This window comes from Amycolatopsis sp. NPDC059027, from assembly GCF_042739735.1.
Classification (GTDB): domain Bacteria; phylum Actinomycetota; class Actinomycetes; order Mycobacteriales; family Pseudonocardiaceae; genus Amycolatopsis.
Genome location: NZ_JBHYIK010000010.1, coordinates 41,572 through 56,807, shown reverse-complemented (window position 1 = coordinate 56,807; position 15,236 = coordinate 41,572). Strand labels below are relative to the sequence as shown.

General features: G+C 70.1%; 15 protein-coding genes. 7 read left to right on the top strand and 8 right to left on the bottom strand.

The genetic code is table 11. From position 1 onward, the window contains the following. The first annotated feature begins 53 nt into the window (after positions 1-53). A complete protein-coding gene (locus tag ACFWY9_RS09365) occupies positions 54-2,363 on the top strand; it encodes an FtsX-like permease family protein (RefSeq protein ID WP_378326606.1) in 2,310 nt (769 codons plus the stop codon). 514 nt (positions 2,364-2,877) lie between these two features. Here the strand turns inward: ACFWY9_RS09365 and trmB are convergent. The 6 genes from trmB to ACFWY9_RS09335 all read right to left on the bottom strand — a co-directional run bounded on the left by trmB (position 2,878) and on the right by ACFWY9_RS09335 (position 7,892). Continuing rightward, complete coding sequence (gene trmB, locus ACFWY9_RS09360) at positions 2,878-3,585, bottom strand: tRNA (guanosine(46)-N7)-methyltransferase TrmB (protein WP_378326607.1); 708 nt, start codon at positions 3,583-3,585, stop codon at positions 2,878-2,880. A 20-nt stretch (positions 3,586-3,605) separates the two neighbouring features. After that, positions 3,606-4,124, bottom strand: a complete 519-nt coding sequence (locus ACFWY9_RS09355) for a hypothetical protein (protein ID WP_378326642.1) — start codon at positions 4,122-4,124, stop codon at positions 3,606-3,608. A gap of 222 nt (positions 4,125-4,346) precedes the next feature. After that, entirely contained in the window at positions 4,347-5,090 is a 744-nt protein-coding gene (locus tag ACFWY9_RS09350) for a hypothetical protein (protein WP_378326608.1), read from the bottom strand. Next, positions 5,087-6,004: an ABC transporter ATP-binding protein gene (locus ACFWY9_RS09345; protein ID WP_378326609.1), complete on the bottom strand. Its 918-nt coding sequence runs from the start codon at positions 6,002-6,004 to the stop codon at positions 5,087-5,089. The genes ACFWY9_RS09350 and ACFWY9_RS09345 overlap by 4 nt, the downstream gene beginning before the upstream one ends. 174 nt (positions 6,005-6,178) lie before the next feature. After that, positions 6,179-6,928 (bottom strand): ABC transporter permease, encoded by a 750-nt coding sequence (locus ACFWY9_RS09340; RefSeq protein WP_378326610.1) that lies wholly within the window; start codon positions 6,926-6,928, stop codon positions 6,179-6,181. Between the two features lie 22 nt (positions 6,929-6,950). Then, positions 6,951-7,892, bottom strand: a complete 942-nt coding sequence (locus ACFWY9_RS09335; RefSeq protein WP_378326611.1) for an ABC transporter ATP-binding protein — start codon at positions 7,890-7,892, stop codon at positions 6,951-6,953. Positions 7,893-8,165: 273 nt separating this feature from the next. On the opposite strand from ACFWY9_RS09335, the gene ACFWY9_RS09330 reads away from it, so the two are divergent. Both ACFWY9_RS09330 and ACFWY9_RS09325 read left to right on the top strand, forming a co-directional pair. Then, complete coding sequence (locus ACFWY9_RS09330; protein ID WP_378326612.1) at positions 8,166-8,753, top strand: TetR/AcrR family transcriptional regulator; 588 nt, start codon at positions 8,166-8,168, stop codon at positions 8,751-8,753. Between the two features lie 5 nt (positions 8,754-8,758). Then, positions 8,759-9,658: an SDR family oxidoreductase gene (locus ACFWY9_RS09325; RefSeq protein WP_378326643.1), complete on the top strand. Its 900-nt coding sequence runs from the start codon at positions 8,759-8,761 to the stop codon at positions 9,656-9,658. A 99-nt stretch (positions 9,659-9,757) separates the two neighbouring features. On the opposite strand, the gene ACFWY9_RS09320 is transcribed toward ACFWY9_RS09325, so the two are convergent. Then, positions 9,758-10,414 (bottom strand): response regulator, encoded by a 657-nt coding sequence (locus ACFWY9_RS09320; protein ID WP_378326613.1) that lies wholly within the window; start codon positions 10,412-10,414, stop codon positions 9,758-9,760. Then, on the bottom strand, positions 10,411-11,607 hold the full coding sequence (locus tag ACFWY9_RS09315) for a sensor histidine kinase (RefSeq protein WP_378326644.1): 1,197 nt from the start codon (positions 11,605-11,607) through the stop codon (positions 10,411-10,413). Before ACFWY9_RS09315 ends, ACFWY9_RS09320 begins: the two co-directional genes overlap by 4 nt. 115 nt (positions 11,608-11,722) lie before the next feature. Here ACFWY9_RS09315 and ACFWY9_RS09310 point away from each other — a divergent pair, with 115 nt between their 5' ends. The 4 genes from ACFWY9_RS09310 (at position 11,723) to ACFWY9_RS09295 (ending at position 15,234) form a co-directional block, all read left to right on the top strand. Next, positions 11,723-13,339: a dynamin family protein gene (locus tag ACFWY9_RS09310; RefSeq protein WP_378338596.1), complete on the top strand. Its 1,617-nt coding sequence runs from the start codon at positions 11,723-11,725 to the stop codon at positions 13,337-13,339. 72 nt (positions 13,340-13,411) lie between these two features. Further along, positions 13,412-14,056, top strand: coding sequence for a hypothetical protein (locus tag ACFWY9_RS09305; protein WP_378326615.1), 645 nt, complete (start codon positions 13,412-13,414; stop codon positions 14,054-14,056). A 45-nt stretch (positions 14,057-14,101) separates the two neighbouring features. After that, positions 14,102-14,581, top strand: coding sequence for a hypothetical protein (locus tag ACFWY9_RS09300; RefSeq protein WP_378326616.1), 480 nt, complete (start codon positions 14,102-14,104; stop codon positions 14,579-14,581). Continuing rightward, complete coding sequence (locus ACFWY9_RS09295) at positions 14,578-15,234, top strand: TetR/AcrR family transcriptional regulator (protein WP_378326617.1); 657 nt, start codon at positions 14,578-14,580, stop codon at positions 15,232-15,234. Before ACFWY9_RS09300 ends, ACFWY9_RS09295 begins: the two co-directional genes overlap by 4 nt. Positions 15,235-15,236 lie beyond the last annotated feature (2 nt).

Below are 15,236 nucleotides of genomic sequence, written 5' to 3'. Positions count from 1 at the left end.
GATATCATGCGCCAAAAAGGATTCAACACTGTCTCGCGGAGCGAGGCGATCGCATGAACTCGCTCCGCCTCGCACTGCGGGTCCTGCGCATCGACCGGCGCACCCGCACCTCGGCGATCCTCACAGCGGTCGGTGTCGCCGTCGCGACCTCGCTGGTGCTCCTGCTCGCCGCGCTGCCCTTCGCCACGCAGGTTCGCGCCCAGCGCGCGATCTGGCAGGAGGGCTACTACTACGGGCACTACACCACGAGCTCGCAGCAGGAATCCCAGGACTACGACGCGTCCGCTGCACAGGCACGCAACTCGGTGCCGATGCTCATGCTCGACTCCAAGGACTACGCGCACGGCCAGGAGATCGCCCGCGTCGACGTCGCACTGACCGGGAAGGGCGACGCCACCGCGCTGAAGCCGTCCCCCGGCCTGCCGGGGCTGCCCGGGCCGGGTCAGGCCTACGTGTCGCCCGCGCTCGCCAAGCTCATCCAGTCCGACACCTCGGCCCACCTCGCCGACCGGTACGGCAAGGTGGTCGGTGAGCTGGGGCCGGAGGCGCTGAAGTACCCGGAGCAGCTGGTCGCGTTCGCCGGCCAGTCGCCGGACTCCATACCGGAGAGCGCCCGTCCGGTGACCTCGTTCCCGCAGGGCAAGGCAAGCGTCGACGGCATGCTCACGTTGCTGGCCTGGGTCGGCATCATCGTGCTGCTCGTGCCGAGCCTGGTGCTCGTCGCGTCCTCGGCCCGGCTCACCGCGGCCCGGCGGGAACGGCGGCTGGCCGCGATCCGGCTGGCGGGGGCCACCCCCGGCCAGGTGACCGGCATGGTCGCCGCCGAGACCACGTTGTCGGCCGCGATCGGCGCGCTGGCCGGGCTCGCCGTCAGCCCGGGCCTGGCCGCGCTGGCGACCTTTGTGCCGTGGGACGGCGGCACCTGGCAGACCTCGGACTTCGCACTGCCGGTCGGGCTGGCCGCCGCGCTGGTCGTCGCGCTGCCGGTGCTGGTGGTGCTGGCAGGGGTGCTCGGCCTGCGCCGGGTGCTGAAGACGCCGTTGTTCGCGGCGGGCAACCACACGCCGAAGCCGCTGAAGTGGTGGCGCCTGCTGGCGCTGCCCGCGGCCGGATTGTTCTTCCTCTACGCGATTTCCACGTCGAAGGAGAACTCCAACGGCATGGCCCTGGTGATGGGCGGGCTGTTCCTGCTGGTCGGGTCCGCGATGGTGGTCGGGCCGTGGGTGACGTCCGCGGTGGGCGGCACGTTCGTGCGGATCTGGCGCCGCCCGGCGGCGCTGCTGGCGGGCCGGCGGCTGCGGGAGGACCCGAAGGGCGCGTATCGGTCGTCGGCCGGGATCGTGCTGGCGGTGTTCGCCGGTTCGATGGCGCTGACGCTGCTGCCGACGTTCGAGTCGCTGGCCGGTGGCGGCCGGTCGTTCCAGGACTCCGTGCTCTACTTCGACACCGACAGCGCCCACTCGGCACAGGCGGTCGACCAGGCCAACGCGGCGCTGGCGAAGTACGGCCAGTCGGCTCGGGCGCTCCCGGTGGCGACCGTGTCACTGGTGTCCGGTGAAGGCCGCAGCAGGCAGGCCCGGTCCGCGCTGGTCATGCCCTGCGCGGAGGCCGCGAAGCTGACTCGGTTCGGCGTCGCGGGCTCGTGCCAGGGTGCTCCGGGTATCTACGGCGACGCGCCGGTCGATCTCGCCCAGTGGAAGGTCACCGGCGATCCCGGCGCACAGAAGCTGTCCGCCGCCGCGTTCGCGCCGAACACGCCGGTCCACAAGATCACCAACGCGGACAAGGACCTCACGGGTTCGTTCATCATCGACCCGGCCGTGCTGCCTGCCGAGGTCAAGCCGAAATACATCAGCGTGGTGGCGCCGACCACCGACGCGAACCGCGAGGTCGTGCGGACCGCACTCGTCAGTGCCGCGGGCGGCGAGCTGATCTGGAGCCGCGAGCAGCGGCTGCACCGTCAGGAGGTCGAGCTCGGCGACCTGCGCCGGGTCACCGTCATCGGCCTGCTCGCCGCCGGGATCCTCGCCGGGTGCAGTGCCGCGGTCGCGACCGCGGGCTCGGTGATGGACCGGCGGCGCACCTTCGGCGCGCTGATCGCGGCGGGGACGCCGGTGCGCGTGCTGGCGAAGGCGCTGCGGATGGAGGCCGCGCTGCCCGCGCTGGTGGCGACGATCGGTGCCGGAGCGGTCGGGACGCTGGTCGGGATCGGGTTGTTCAGCCTGGTCAACAAGGGCTCGATAGTGCTCAGCCCGTGGATCGCGGCGCCGGTGGTACTCGGGGTGCTGGTGGCGCTGCTCGGGGCGTCGGTCTGCACGCCCGCGCTGAAACGGGTGCAGGCGGAGCCGCTGGCCGACGAATAGATACGTGCTCGCCCCTCGATTCGGGGGAGGGGCGAGTTACGGGGGTAGCTGCAAGGGGACTTTCCTCGCTCGGGGTGCGGGGAAGGTCCCCTTCAGCGCGTTTGCGGGGTGTCGCCACTGGTCGGTGAAGGCCGCATCGGGGTTTTCTCGCCAGGGGCTCTGGGCCCCTGGGTGCTGCCGGGCGTCTTCGGTGCGCTGGTCTGGGTGTGCCGAGGGCGTCCCTCGGACTTGCCACGCTCGTCGGCGCCGTTCGTCCGATGTCGCGAACGCTCCGTTGCCGACGATGAACGTCCCGAACGGGGCGTTCGCGACACATCGCGGGCCCGCAGTGGCCCTGGGGAAGCGCCCACCAACAAAGCCGCGCCCCACACCTACCGAGAAAACCTCAATGAAGCACTCACGGACATCCTGACCAGGTGCTCGGCACGTCAGGACGGGGTTGTCCACAGGGTTCAGCCGGTTGTGGACAACTCCGCCTCGAAAACCACGATCCGGTGTCACCGTCGCGGCGGTGTCAGCGGCGTTCGAAGATCAGGTCGTGGGAGATCCGGCCCTCGACGTCGGCCCGTTGCTCGAACTTGGTCACCGGGCGCCAGTCCGGGCGCGGCGCCCAGCCACCCGGCTCGTCGGCGTGGCGGTTGCGCAGCGCGGGCGCGGCCGAGCACACCTCCAGCATCTGCTCGGCGTAGTGCTCCCAGTCGGTCGCCAGGTGGAAGGTGCCGCCTGGCGCGAGCCGCGAGGCCACCAGCTCGACGAAGTCCGGCTGCACGATCCGCCGCTTGTGGTGGCGCTTCTTCGGCCACGGGTCCGGGAAGAACAGCCGCACCCCGGCCAGCGAGTCCGGCGCGACGTGCTCCTTCAGCAGGATCACCGCGTCGCCGTGCATGAGCCGCAGGTTCGTCACGCCGAGCTTCTCCGCACGCAGCATCAGCTGCCCGAGGCCGGGGTCGTACACCTCGACGGCGACGTAGTTCAGCTCCGGCGCGGCAGCCGCCAGCTGCGAGGTCGTCTCGCCCATGCCGGACCCGATCTCCAGCATCACCGGAGCGGAGCGGCCGAACCAGGCGTCGAAGTCGACCGGCCCCGGCGGCAGCTCGGTGACCGTGCGGCCGAGCGACGGCCACTGTTCTTCCCAGGCTCGTTGCTGGCCGACGGTCATCCGGCCGCCGCGTTTGACATAGCTGACCACGCTGCGCAGTCGTGGCTGGTCCTCGCTCTCCACGGGCCCAACCCTACGGCGCGCTAGCGGACGGCTTCGAACTCCCCGAGCCGGGCGCGCAGACCGGCCAGCCCGGCGACCGCGATGGGCTCGGGCGTGGTGCCGCTGTGTGCGGGCAGGACGTCGATCCAGCCGGGGTGGCGATCGGTGTTGAGCACCGTGGTGGGTATGGCGTGCCCGGACTTGCCGCGCTCGGACGGCATGAATTCCCAATACCCGGATTCGCCGTCGGCCGCCCAGGGTACGAATTCCCAGCCCGGTCGCCTGCCGAGCAACTGCGCTATTCGATCTTCGATGCGGAAACCGAGTTCCCGCGATTCCAGTTTCCCGTCCGCGACCGCGCGTAACCACCATGGCGCGGGCACCGGGCCGTGCATGCCACCCGCCTTGCGGAACAACGTCACCACTCGATCTTCGGGGGCACGATGCACCCACGCGCGCCGAAGCTCACCGGGGCCCGTCGCGGACGCCGCCGTCCGCGGGAGCTCGATGGCTTGCGACCACTCGAGATCGAGCATCGGTTCCAGCCGTGGCGCCGCCATTTCCGTGCGGGCGCGGGGAATCGTGCTGCCTACATCCTGACCGGTGTCCACCGCCAAGGATCACCTCCACGGGAGCTGAGACGGGTTCCGGTTCGTTCTCTACGAATATTTCCTGGTCACGGCATTATGTCCGCTTCCTGTGAGGGAAGCCACAGGCTCTTAATATGGTCTTAACTCCTTTGCCTGCGGTATACCATCGCCCGTCACTCCCGGTGGTCGGGTTCAGGCGTCCCGGCGCTGGGTCACCGCGACACCCGCGGCGAACACGACGACGCTGATCGCCGCGAAATAGCCCAGATATCCCCACGGCCCCATCGGTGGCGAGAGCCGCAACGTCGTCCGCAGCAGGTTTCCGCCGGCGAACTGGTCGGCCGCGTAGAACGGCATCCACTGGTAGATGTCCTTGCCCACCCGGGGAATCAGCATCACCAGGCCCTCGAGCACCTGCGTCCAGACGAGCACCAAGGTCAGCGCGAGAGCGGTGCTGCGCAACAACAATCCGACGCCGACGCCGAGAACTCCGGTCAGCAGGAAGGTCACGCACTGCCCGAGCACCGAACGCCAGTCCGCGCCGGTGTGCAGCGCGAGATCCGCACTCGGTTGCAGCACCAGGGAAATCGCCCACGAGCCGAAGCCGACGACCAGGCCGATGCACGTGCACAGCGCGCCGACCACGGTCACCTTCGCCAGGAGCGCGGGCACGCGCGAGGGCACCGCCTGGAACGTCAGCCGCAGCGTGCCCCAGTTGATCTCCGTTGTCGCCGCCAGTACCGCGAGCACCAGCACCACCGTCCGGCCCTGCGCCGACGCGGCCTGCGTGTTGCCCACGTTGATCTGGAACTCCGGCCCGGCGAGTCCCATGAAGATCGCGGTGAACACCAGGGGCGCGACGATCGCGAGCGCGGTGCACCACCACGGCGCGCGAGTGCTGAAGAGCTTGATCCGCTCGGCACGCAACACGTTCATCGCGCGGCCTCCTGCCCGTGCATCGTGAATTCGGTCGCTTCCCGGGTCAGTTCCATGTACGCGCGTTCGAGCGAGCCGGTGATCGGGCTCAGCTCGTGCAGCGTCGCGCCAGCGGTGAACGCCAGCTCGCCGAGCGCGTCACTGTCCATTCCGGACACCACGAGCGCACCGTCGTGCTCGGTGAACGCGGTGCCGCGTTCGCTCAGCGCGATGCGCAGGGCCTCGGCGTGCGGTGTCCGGACGCGGACGCCGTGCTCGCTCGTGCGCGCGACGAAGTCCTCCATCGTGCCCTGGTAGATCAGCCTGCCCCGGCCGATCACGACAAGATCTTGCGCGGTCTGCGCCATTTCCGGCAATAAATGACTGGAGACGAACACCGTCCGCCCTTCGGCGGCCAGCGCGTGCATCAACTGGCGGATCCAGACGATGCCTTCGGGGTCCAGCCCGTTCACCGGCTCGTCGAAGAGCAGCACCCGGGGATCGCCGAGCAGTGCCGTGGCGATGCCGAGCCGCTGGAGCATGCCGAGGGAGAACTGCCCGGCCCGCTTCTTCGCCACGCTGTCGAGCCCGACCAGCGCGAGCACCTCGTCGACCCGCCGGTCCGGGATCCCGTTCGTCGCCGCGAGCCAGCGGAGGTGCGCCCGCGCCGAGCGGCCGGGGTGCCGCCACGTCGCGTCCAGCATCGCGCCAACCGTCCTCAGTGGATCGCTCAGCTGTCGGTACGGCTCGCCGTCGATGAGGACGTCCCCCGCGTCCGGGGCGTCGAGGCCGAGCACCATCCGCATTGTCGTCGACTTCCCGGCGCCGTTCGGCCCGAGAAAGCCGGTGACGCGCCCCGCCCGCGCGGTGAACGTCAGCTCGTTCACCGCCACCGTGGCGCCGTAGGCCTTGGTCAGCCCTCTCGCTTCGATCACCGAAGCCCTCCCCCCTCCTGTTTTGGACGGAGGTGACTTTACGCCGAAATGGAGAGATCCGGGTCACCCCCCGATTGGTGACCCGGATCTACTCTTCCCCTATTTTCCCCTTGTCCAGCCGGTGCGGCCCCCGCCGTATTCCGTCCGGATCTTTCCCTGTGGTGGGTCTTTTAGTTACGCGTCGCGCTTCTTGGCGACGCCGATCGCGATGGCCAGCAGCACGATCGAGAATCCGGCGAAGTAGGCCAGCGCCCAGCCCGGGCTCAGCGGGGCGTCCGAAAGCGGCCTGCCCTGTTCGAGGTTCCCGCCGCCGCGGAGGAACTTGTCCGCGACGTTGAACGGCATCCACTGGTGGATCTTCGGTCCGGCCTTCGGGATGAGCTGGATCAGGTTCTCCGCGGCCAGGCTGTAGATCAGCAGCAGGGCGATGGCGCCGGCACTGTGCCGGATCAGGATGCCGACCGCGACCGCGATCACCGAGGCGAAGGCGAACAGCACGCCGACGCCCGCGACGTTGATCCAGTCGGCGGTGGTGCTCAGCGCGAGGTTGTCCTGCGGGCGGATCAGCTTCGCGATTCCCCAGGCGCCGAACCCGGCGATCTCGCCGATGACGAGCGAGAGCAGTGCGACGACGGCCGTCTTGGCCACCAGCGCCGAGCCGCGGTGCGGCACCGCCTGGAAGGTCGTCCGGATGGTGCCGAAGCGGTACTCGGTGGTCACCGAGAGCGCCGCGAGCACCATGATCACGGCGGCTCCGAACTGGTAGCCGATCTGGGTGGTCTGCACGTCCATCGAGATGCCGTCGGGCGCCGCGGCGGCGAACATCCCGGCGAGGCCGACGACGAGTCCGAGCGTGATGAGGGCGCACCACCACGGCGAGCGAGTGGTGAAGAGCTTGATGCGTTCTACCGCGAGCAGAGTCATGATCTTCGTTTCCTCGGGAAAGTCAGTGGGCGGCCGGGTCGAGTACGTGCTGTGCCTCGGCGTCGAGACCGGTGTGGTACTCCACGGCGTCGCCGGTGATCTGCATGAACGCCTGCTCCAGCGAGCCGGTCTGCGGGCTCAGCTCGTGCAGGACGAGCTGGTTGGCCGCGGCGATCTCGCCGATCTTGTCACTGTCCATTCCGGACACCAGGATCGCGCCGTTCTCGGCGGTCACCTGCGCGCTGGCCTTGAGCAGCACGTCACGCAGGCGGTCCAGCTGCGGCGAGCGGACCTTGACGGTGTTCTCCGCGGCCCGCGCCACGAAGTCCTCTGTGGACGACTGGGAGATCAGCTGGCCCTTGCCGATCACCACCAGCTGGCTCGCGGTCAGCGCCATCTCCGACAGCAGGTGCGAGGACACGAACACGGTGCGGCCCTCGTCGGCCAGCCGGTGCATGAACTGCCGGATCCACAGGATGCCCTCGGGGTCGAGGCCGTTCACCGGCTCGTCGAACAGCAGCACCTCCGGGTCGCCGAGCAGTGCCGCGGCGATCCCCAGCCGCTGCGACATGCCGAGCGAGAACCCGCCTGCCCGCTTGCCCGCGACGCTGGTCAGCCCGACGATGTCGAGTACCTCGTCCACGCGCGAGGCCGGGATGCGGTTCGACTTCGCCATCCAGCTCAGGTGCGCCCGCGCCGACCGGTTGGGGTGCACCCACTTCGCGTCGAGCAGTGCGCCGACGGTGCGCAGCGGCTCCTTGAGCTCGTGGTACCGCTTGCCGCCGATCAGGACCTGGCCCGAGGTCGGGTTGTCCAGGCCGAGGATCATCCGCATGGTGGTCGACTTGCCCGCCCCGTTCGGGCCGAGGAACCCGGTCACCTTGCCCGCCGCCACGCTGAACGAAAGGTTGTTCACCGCCAGCGTTGCGCCGTAGCGTTTGGTGAGGCTCGTTGCCTCGATCATGTCTGCTCCCTCTGAAGCGGCTGGTGCGTCGTGACGTGCGTGGTGCAGCGTGACGAGGTCTCGCCGCTTCACCCTCAGCTGTTTGACGGGACCCATCGTGACTGATCGTGGGCTCTCGGCGCGTCATCCTGAGGATCGAACCTGTCACCCGACCTGAGTAGTACCTTGCTCGCTCTCGGGCACTGGCGCGATCGGTGATGACCCTGAGTCAACCCTGAACTCGATCCCCGGGGTTCTTGCGCACCGGTTAATGAACTGTGATTCAATAATGGCATGGCGAGACCGCGGAGCATCACCGACGAACGGCTTCTGGCCGCGACGGCGACCGTCATCGGACGCGTCGGTCCCGGCTTCACGCTCGCCCAGGTGGCCGCCGAGGCCGGGGTCGCGGTCGGCATCTTCAGCCAGCGTTACGGCTCGAAAACCGGCCTCTTGCAGGCGTTGAGCCGACATTCGACCCGGGAGACGGTCACCCGGATGCGCGAGTACGCCGAGGCGGCGGACGGCGGCGTCGCGGGATTGCGTGCCGCGCTGGTGCAGACGTACGCAGGGCTCGGGGACGCCGAGACGGCGGCAAACCACCTCGGCCAGCTCGGCGTCGACATCGGCGATCCCGCGCTGCGTGCGTTGCTCGGCGAGCACTACGCCGCGGTGGAGGACGAACTACGCCTTTTGGTTGAGGCCGCGGCCCCGCACCTGCCGCACGCGCCCGCGTCGCGGCGCGCGGCCCGCACGGTGCTCGCGGTGGTCAACGGGACGGCTCTCGACTGGTCGATCCGTCCGGAAGGCGAACTCGCCCGGCGGCTGGAGGAAGACGTCGACGCGGTGCTGTCCGCGTGGCGGGGAAAGGAGGGGCAGTGAAAACACTGGCGGGCAAGGTCGCCGTGGTCACGGGCGCGACGCGCGGCTGCGGCCGGGCCATCGCGGTGGAGCTGGGCCGCCTCGGCGCGACGGTGTACGTCACCGGACGCACGACGCGGACGACGGCGTCGCCGATGAAACGCGCCGAAACCATCGAGGACACCGCTGAGCTGGTGGACGCGGCGGGTGGCAAGGGCGTCGCGGTGCGCTGTGACTTCACTTCGGTGTCCGATGTGGACACGCTGCGCGAGCGGATCACGGACGGGATCGACATCCTGGTCGACGACGTCTGGGGCGGCGACCCGTTCGCGGACTTCGAGTCGCCGTACTGGGAGTCCTCTTTGGACGATGCGCTGACGCTGGTGCGCAACGCGGTCGAGACCCACCTCATCGCCCTGCATCGCCTGCTGCCGCTCGTGGTGCGGCGCCCCGGTGGGCTCGTCCTGGAGGTCACCGACGGCGACAACGACGACTACGTCGGCGCCGGAATCCCGTACTACCTCGCGAAATGCGGTATCCGCGCGCTCGGCCGTGCGTTGGGCGCGGAGCTGGCCGAGCACGGCTGCACCGGGCTGGCGGTCAGCCCCGGCTTTCTGCGTTCGGAGGCGATGCTCGACCTGTTCGGCGTCAGCGAGGAGACTTGGCGGGACGCGGTGGGCAAGACCGCGCCGGTCGACTTCGCGATCTCGGAGACGCCGGCCTACGTGGCGCGGGGCGTCGCGGCGCTGGCCACCGATCCCGACGTCGCACGCTTCGCCGGCCGGACACTGGCCTCGTGGACCCTGATGCACGAGTACGGGATCACCGACGCCGACGGCTCGCGGCCCGATTTCGGCCGCTGGATGACCGAGGTCCACAAGGCGGGCCTCGACCCCGCGACGGCCGATCCGGCCGCGTTCCGCTGAGACGCTGAGAGTCCGTGGGCCCCGAGGGACTCTGATTCTCTCGGGACCCACGGACCGGACCCGGGTACGTGCCTGACCAAGGGGCACGTCCCCGGCAGGTCAGCTGACGCCGGGTCTCGCCAGTCCTGTCTCGTAGGCCAGGACCACCGCCTGTACGCGGTCTCGCAGTTCCAGCTTCGCCAGGATCCGGCCCACGTGGGTCTTCACCGTCGCCTCGGACAGGAACAGCGACTCGGCGATCTCCAGGTTCGACATGCCCTTCGCGATCAGCACGAGCACCTCGCGTTCCCGCTCGGTCAGCACATCCAGCTCGGTCGCGTCGCGCATCGGGCTCCCGCCCGCGCCGACGAACCGGTCCAGCAGCCGCCGCGTCACCGACGGGGACACCACCGCGTCGCCGCTCGCCACCGACCGCAGTGCCGAGATCAGGTGATCGGGCTGGGTGTCCTTGAGAAGGAACCCGCTCGCCCCGCCCTGCAGCGCCGCGTAGACGTACTCGTCCAGATCGAACGTCGTCATCACGAGGACCCGCGCCGTGCCGGCCGCGACGATCCGCTTGGTCGCCTCGACGCCGTCCAGAATCGGCATGCGCACGTCCATCAGCACGACGTCCGGGCGCAGCTGTTCGGCGAGCCGCACGGCCTGCGCGCCGTCCCCGGCCTCGCCGACGACGTCGATGTCCTCCTGCGCGCCCAGCACCATCCGGAAGCCGACACGCATCAGCTCCTGGTCGTCGACCAGCATCACCCGGATCACGACGTCAACCTCACCGGCAGCGCCGCCCGCACCTGCCAGCCACCGTCGGCGGGGCCGACCTCCAGCGTTCCGCCGTACACGTTCGTGCGCTCCCTCATCCCGATCAGTCCGTTCCCGCCCGGCACCTTGAGCCGGATCGGGGCCTTCACGGTCCGCTGTGACGACGTGGTCGCCGCCGTCGCCGAGACCAGTTCTTCCGCTCGTCCCGCGCCGTCGTCGCGGACCAGCACCTCGACCGACTCGCCGACGCGGTGCACCCGCACGTCGGCGCTCGCCCCGGCACCCGCGTGCTTGAGCGTGTTGGTCAGCGACTCCTGCACGATCCGGTACACGCCGAGCGACACCCCGGCGGGCAGATCGCCCAGATCCTCTTCGACGTCGAGGGTCACCGCCACCCCGGCCTCCCGCATCCGCTCGGCGAGGTCGGCCAGCGCGTGCGCGTCCGGCTGCGGGACCCGCGGCTCACCGTCACCCTCGTCGTTGCGCAGCACGTCGAGCAGCCGCCGCAGTTCGCCCAGCGCGCCCCGGCCGGTCTCCGAGATCGTCCGCAACGCGCGTTCCGCCAGCTCCGGATCCGACTTCAGCGCGTACGACGCCCCATCGGCCTGCACCACCATCACGCTCACCGCGTGCGCGACGACGTCGTGCAGTTCGCGGGCGATCCGGCCGCGTTCCTCGGCGACCGCGATCCGGGTGGCCTGATCGCGTTCGGTCTCCAGCAGGTGCAGGCGCGCCTGCACCTCGTCGTCGTAGGCGCGGCGGGCGCCGACGAACTCGCCGAGCACCCAGCACAGCGCGACACCGAACACGGCGATCACGGCCTGGGCCACCATATCCGGCGACCGTTCGGCCACCAGCTGGATCGCGCTCGCCACGGTCAGGACGAGGACGTAGAGCAGGCCCTGGCGGCGGCCGACGTAGACGACCACCGAGTAGATGCTGATCGCCAGCCCGGCCACCCCGGAGACCCCGAGCATCAGTGTGCTGTGGATGGTGCCCATCACCAGCAGCACGTACGCCGACCACAGCGGCGATTTCCGGCGGTAGACCAGCGCCAGGATGATCGCGAGGTCGATCGGGAGCGCGACGTACCACGGCGGCATGCCGAGGGACTCGCCGTCGAGCTCGCCGACCACGAGGATCAGGAGGTCGATGAAGCCGACGATTCCGGCCAGCACGGAATCGCCCACCATGGGGTGAGCACGCAACCAGAGGCTGAACCGTCGCACCTGGACACAGTAGGTCCCCGCCGGGTCCCGGCGCGTCGGTCGGCGGTAGCACCTTCGGTGCGACCCGAGGATGACGGACATGGCACGATTCGGTGCGCGCGACTTTTCGGGAGGGGAGGACTTCGTGACGTCAGCGGCGGAGCAGGGGCGTCTCGCGGGCCCGCTGTCGATGTCCGTGGCGAACCTCTGCCACCGGCTCCAGTCGCAGGTCTCGCCACGCACCGCGGCCGGGTTCGCCGAAGTGCTGCGCAGGCTCGGCGGCCCGTTGCAGGTCGCGGTCGCCGGCCGGATCAAGTCCGGCAAGTCGACGTTGGTCAACGCGCTGATCGGCCGCCGCGTCGCACCGACGGACATCGGCGAGTGCACCCGGCTGGTGACCCGGTTCCAGTACGGCACGGTCGACCGCGTCGAGATCGTCTTCACCGACGGCCGCAAGCAGGTGCTGCCCTTCGCCGCGGACGGCATGATCCCCGCCGAACTCGGCGTCGACATCGACCAGGTCTCGCACATCGAGGCCTACCTGACCAACGCCGTCCTGCAGGGCATGACGGTGATCGACACCCCCGGCCTCGGTTCGCTCGACGCCGCGTCGGTGTCCCGCACCGAACAGCTGCTGGGTGCGGCCAAACACCGCAAGGACGACGACGAAGCGGAAGACGGCTCGAACGAGCTCGACGACACCTCGCGCAGCGCCGTCGCGGGCGCCGAGGCGGTGCTGTACGTCGTCACCCAGGGCGTCCGTGCCGACGACCAGCAGGCCCTCGCCGCGTTCACCGCGGCCACCGCGAGCCGCGAGGCGGGCCCGGTGAACGCGATCGCGGTGCTCAACAAGGCCGACACGATCGCGCCCGAGTCGGTCGAGGGCGCGGGCGGCGACGTGTGGAAGGCCGCCACGATGCTCGCCGAAAAGCAGGCGAGCACGCTGAAACCGCGCGTCGCCGATGTCCTCCCGGTCATCGGCCTGATCGCGGAATCGGCCGAGTCCGGCGGTTTCACCTCGGCCGACGCCGAGGCGCTGCGGCAGCTCGCCGAACTCGACGAAGACATCCTCGAGACGATGCTGATCTCGGCGGACATCTTCACCAGCTGGGAATGCGACGTCCCGGCCGGGACCCGCCTGCGGTTGCTGGAAAAGCTCGACCTGTTCGGCGTCCGGCGCGCGGTCGAGGCGATCCGCGCGGAGCCGGGCATCACCGCGGGCGCGCTGCGGCGCGTGCTGCTCGACGCCTCCGGGCTCGAAGCCGTCCGGCAGCGGCTGTCGATCGTGTTCGCCGCCCGTGCCGACGGGATCAAGGCGGCGGCCGCGCTCGCCTCGGTCACCGCGCTCGCGCACACTTCCGGCGATCCCGCGGAACGCCAGCGCGTCCACGACGCGATCGAGGTCCTGCTCGCCAAGCCCGAGGCGCACCAGCTGCGGTTGCTGGAGGCGTTGACGCTGGTCGCGTCCGGCGCGGTCGACATGCCGGAGGACCTGACCGAGGAGGTCCTGCGGGTCGGCAGCAACGCCGACATCGGCGCGCAGCTCGGCATGCCGGGGGCGGGCCGCGCCGAACTCACCGCGCACGCGCTTGAACGCGCGGGCTGGTGGCGTTCGTTCGCGTCCTTCGGCGCGACACCGGCGCAAAGCCGCGTCGCCCACGTCGTGCACCGGGCGTACTTCCTGATCTGGCAACAGATTCGCGAACCGCAGGGCTGAGGGGTTATTCCTGGTTGCGTACCAGCGCGAACGCGGCCGGAACCGGTGGTTTCCCGGCGTACATTGGATTCTGTGCGCCTAGAAAACACGACGTCCTGGCGGGTCGGCTGGGGCAGCGAATCCGAGGTCGACGTCGCGCTATACGTGCGTGACGCCCTCGCGCTGTCCGTGGAAGACGGGCCGGTGCTGCCACCGGTCGAGCCGGACGTCCCGGTGCACATCCCACCGGGGCTCGACCGGGCCGCGATCCAGCGCGATTGGTGCGGTTGGTGGAACGAACTGCTCGGGTTCCTCCGCGTCCGCGACGATCCCGATCCCCGCAACCCGCGCGGCCGCTACCGGCGCGGCGGGCTGGGCGAAGGGGCGGCGATGCGGCACGCGATGGAGTACTTCGCCGCGCCGGCGTCGCGGCATTTCGCCTCCTCGCGCGGGCCGGCGTTCCGCGGCGCCGGCGAGCGGCAGGGCGACCCGTGGGCACCCGGGTTCTACCGCCGCCAGATCGTCGCCGGTGAACGCCTCGGCCAGCTGGTCCGGGAGGCCGAGGTCCGCCTCGGCAGGCGCGCGTACCCGTTCCGGCTCGCGGTCATCGAGATCTCCGTGGCCGGGCCGGTGTGGCTGCGGGCGGCCGAGGACCAGGTCCTGGTGTCGTCGCGATTCGCCGAGGACGGGCCGCGGCTGGAGGCCGCGCTGCGCGAGGTGATCGACGAGCTGGTCTGACCCCCGAGTTTGATAAACCGAGCAGCCGGTCTAATAATGTCCGGTATGGAGACGGTCATCGACGAGCCGGGCTGGGTCCGGCGCGGTTCGTGGTTCGCGTGCCCGCTGGCAGGCGCTGCCATCGGGGCGGGGCTCTACGCCATCGCGAGCTGGGTGGTTTCGCTCGCCTGGTTCCCGTGGCAGAAGCCGTTCCAGCTGATCGCGCAGATCCCGAAACCGTGGGCGCTGGTCGGCCTGCTCGTCCTCGGCCTGGTCGCGGGCTGGCTGTTCGCCGCGGTCTGGGCGGACCAGCGGCTGATCGTGACCGTCGCACCGGGCAGCGTCCGGCTCCAGCGGGGCAAGAAGAAGCGGCGCATCGAGGCCGAGGTGACCGCGGTGTTCAAGGACGACAAGGAACTCGTGCTGCTCGGTGTCGAAGGCAAGGAACTGGTGCGCGAGAAGACCGACCTCTCCGAAACCGACCTGGCGAAGGGCTTTACCGGACAGGGTTTCCCCTGGCTGGACGAGCCACCGGCGGAGCGATGAGAAAGGTCGACCCGGCCAAACACGCGGCCAAGCGCCAGGCGATTCTCGACGCGGCCGTCGGGTGCTTCGCCGAAAAGGGCTTCGAGAAGACGACGACCGCGGACATCTGCCGCGCCACCGGGATTTCCTCGGGCAGCCTCTTCCACTACTTCCCCACCAAACGCGCGGTCTTCGTCGCGATCTTCGCAGAGGACGGGGAGCGGACCGCCGGATTCCTCGCCGAGGCCGCGAAGGCGCAGGACCCGCTCGCGGCGTTGTTCGCCGTCGTCGACCGTCTCTCCGCCGACGTCGCCGAGCCGATCCTGGTCCGGCTCGTGCTCGAAGTCGCCGCGCAGGCCGCGCGGGACGAGGAGTTCGCCGCGCTGATCCGGCGCAACGAAGCCGCGACGCGCGACGGGCTCCAGGTGCTCGTCCAGCGTGCCGCCGACGCGGGGCTGATCGACGCGTCGATCCCGCCGCTGTCCGCCGCGAACTGGATCACCGCGCTCATCGACGCGCTGATCAGCCGGGCGAACATGGATCCCGAACTCGACGTCGCCGCCGAGCGGGCCATGCTCAAGGTGATCTTGACGCGGTTCCTGCGCCCGGATTCCGCGGTTTCGGCCCCCGGTGGCGCACAGATGCCCCAGACTGGTGGAATCTCCCCGGAGTGACG

What these genes read in the sequence shown, in the direction of transcription:
- ACFWY9_RS09295 (WP_378326617.1), top strand. Translation starts at nt 14,578, where the DNA reads ATGAGAAAGGTCGACCCGGCCAAACACGCGGCCAAGCGCCAGGCGATT.
- ACFWY9_RS09300 (WP_378326616.1), top strand. Translation starts at nt 14,102, where the DNA reads ATGGAGACGGTCATCGACGAGCCGGGCTGGGTCCGGCGCGGTTCGTGG.
- ACFWY9_RS09330 (WP_378326612.1), top strand. Translation starts at nt 8,166, where the DNA reads ATGGCGAGACCGCGGAGCATCACCGACGAACGGCTTCTGGCCGCGACG.
- ACFWY9_RS09365 (WP_378326606.1), top strand. Translation starts at nt 54, where the DNA reads ATGAACTCGCTCCGCCTCGCACTGCGGGTCCTGCGCATCGACCGGCGC.
- ACFWY9_RS09355 (WP_378326642.1), bottom strand. Translation starts at nt 4,124, where the DNA reads ATGGCGGCGCCACGGCTGGAACCGATGCTCGATCTCGAGTGGTCGCAA.
- ACFWY9_RS09310 (WP_378338596.1), top strand. Translation starts at nt 11,723, where the DNA reads ATGGCACGATTCGGTGCGCGCGACTTTTCGGGAGGGGAGGACTTCGTG.
- ACFWY9_RS09335 (WP_378326611.1), bottom strand. Translation starts at nt 7,892, where the DNA reads ATGATCGAGGCAACGAGCCTCACCAAACGCTACGGCGCAACGCTGGCG.
- ACFWY9_RS09350 (WP_378326608.1), bottom strand. Translation starts at nt 5,090, where the DNA reads ATGAACGTGTTGCGTGCCGAGCGGATCAAGCTCTTCAGCACTCGCGCG.
- ACFWY9_RS09340 (WP_378326610.1), bottom strand. Translation starts at nt 6,928, where the DNA reads ATGACTCTGCTCGCGGTAGAACGCATCAAGCTCTTCACCACTCGCTCG.
- ACFWY9_RS09315 (WP_378326644.1), bottom strand. Translation starts at nt 11,607, where the DNA reads ATGGTGGGCGATTCCGTGCTGGCCGGAATCGTCGGCTTCATCGACCTC.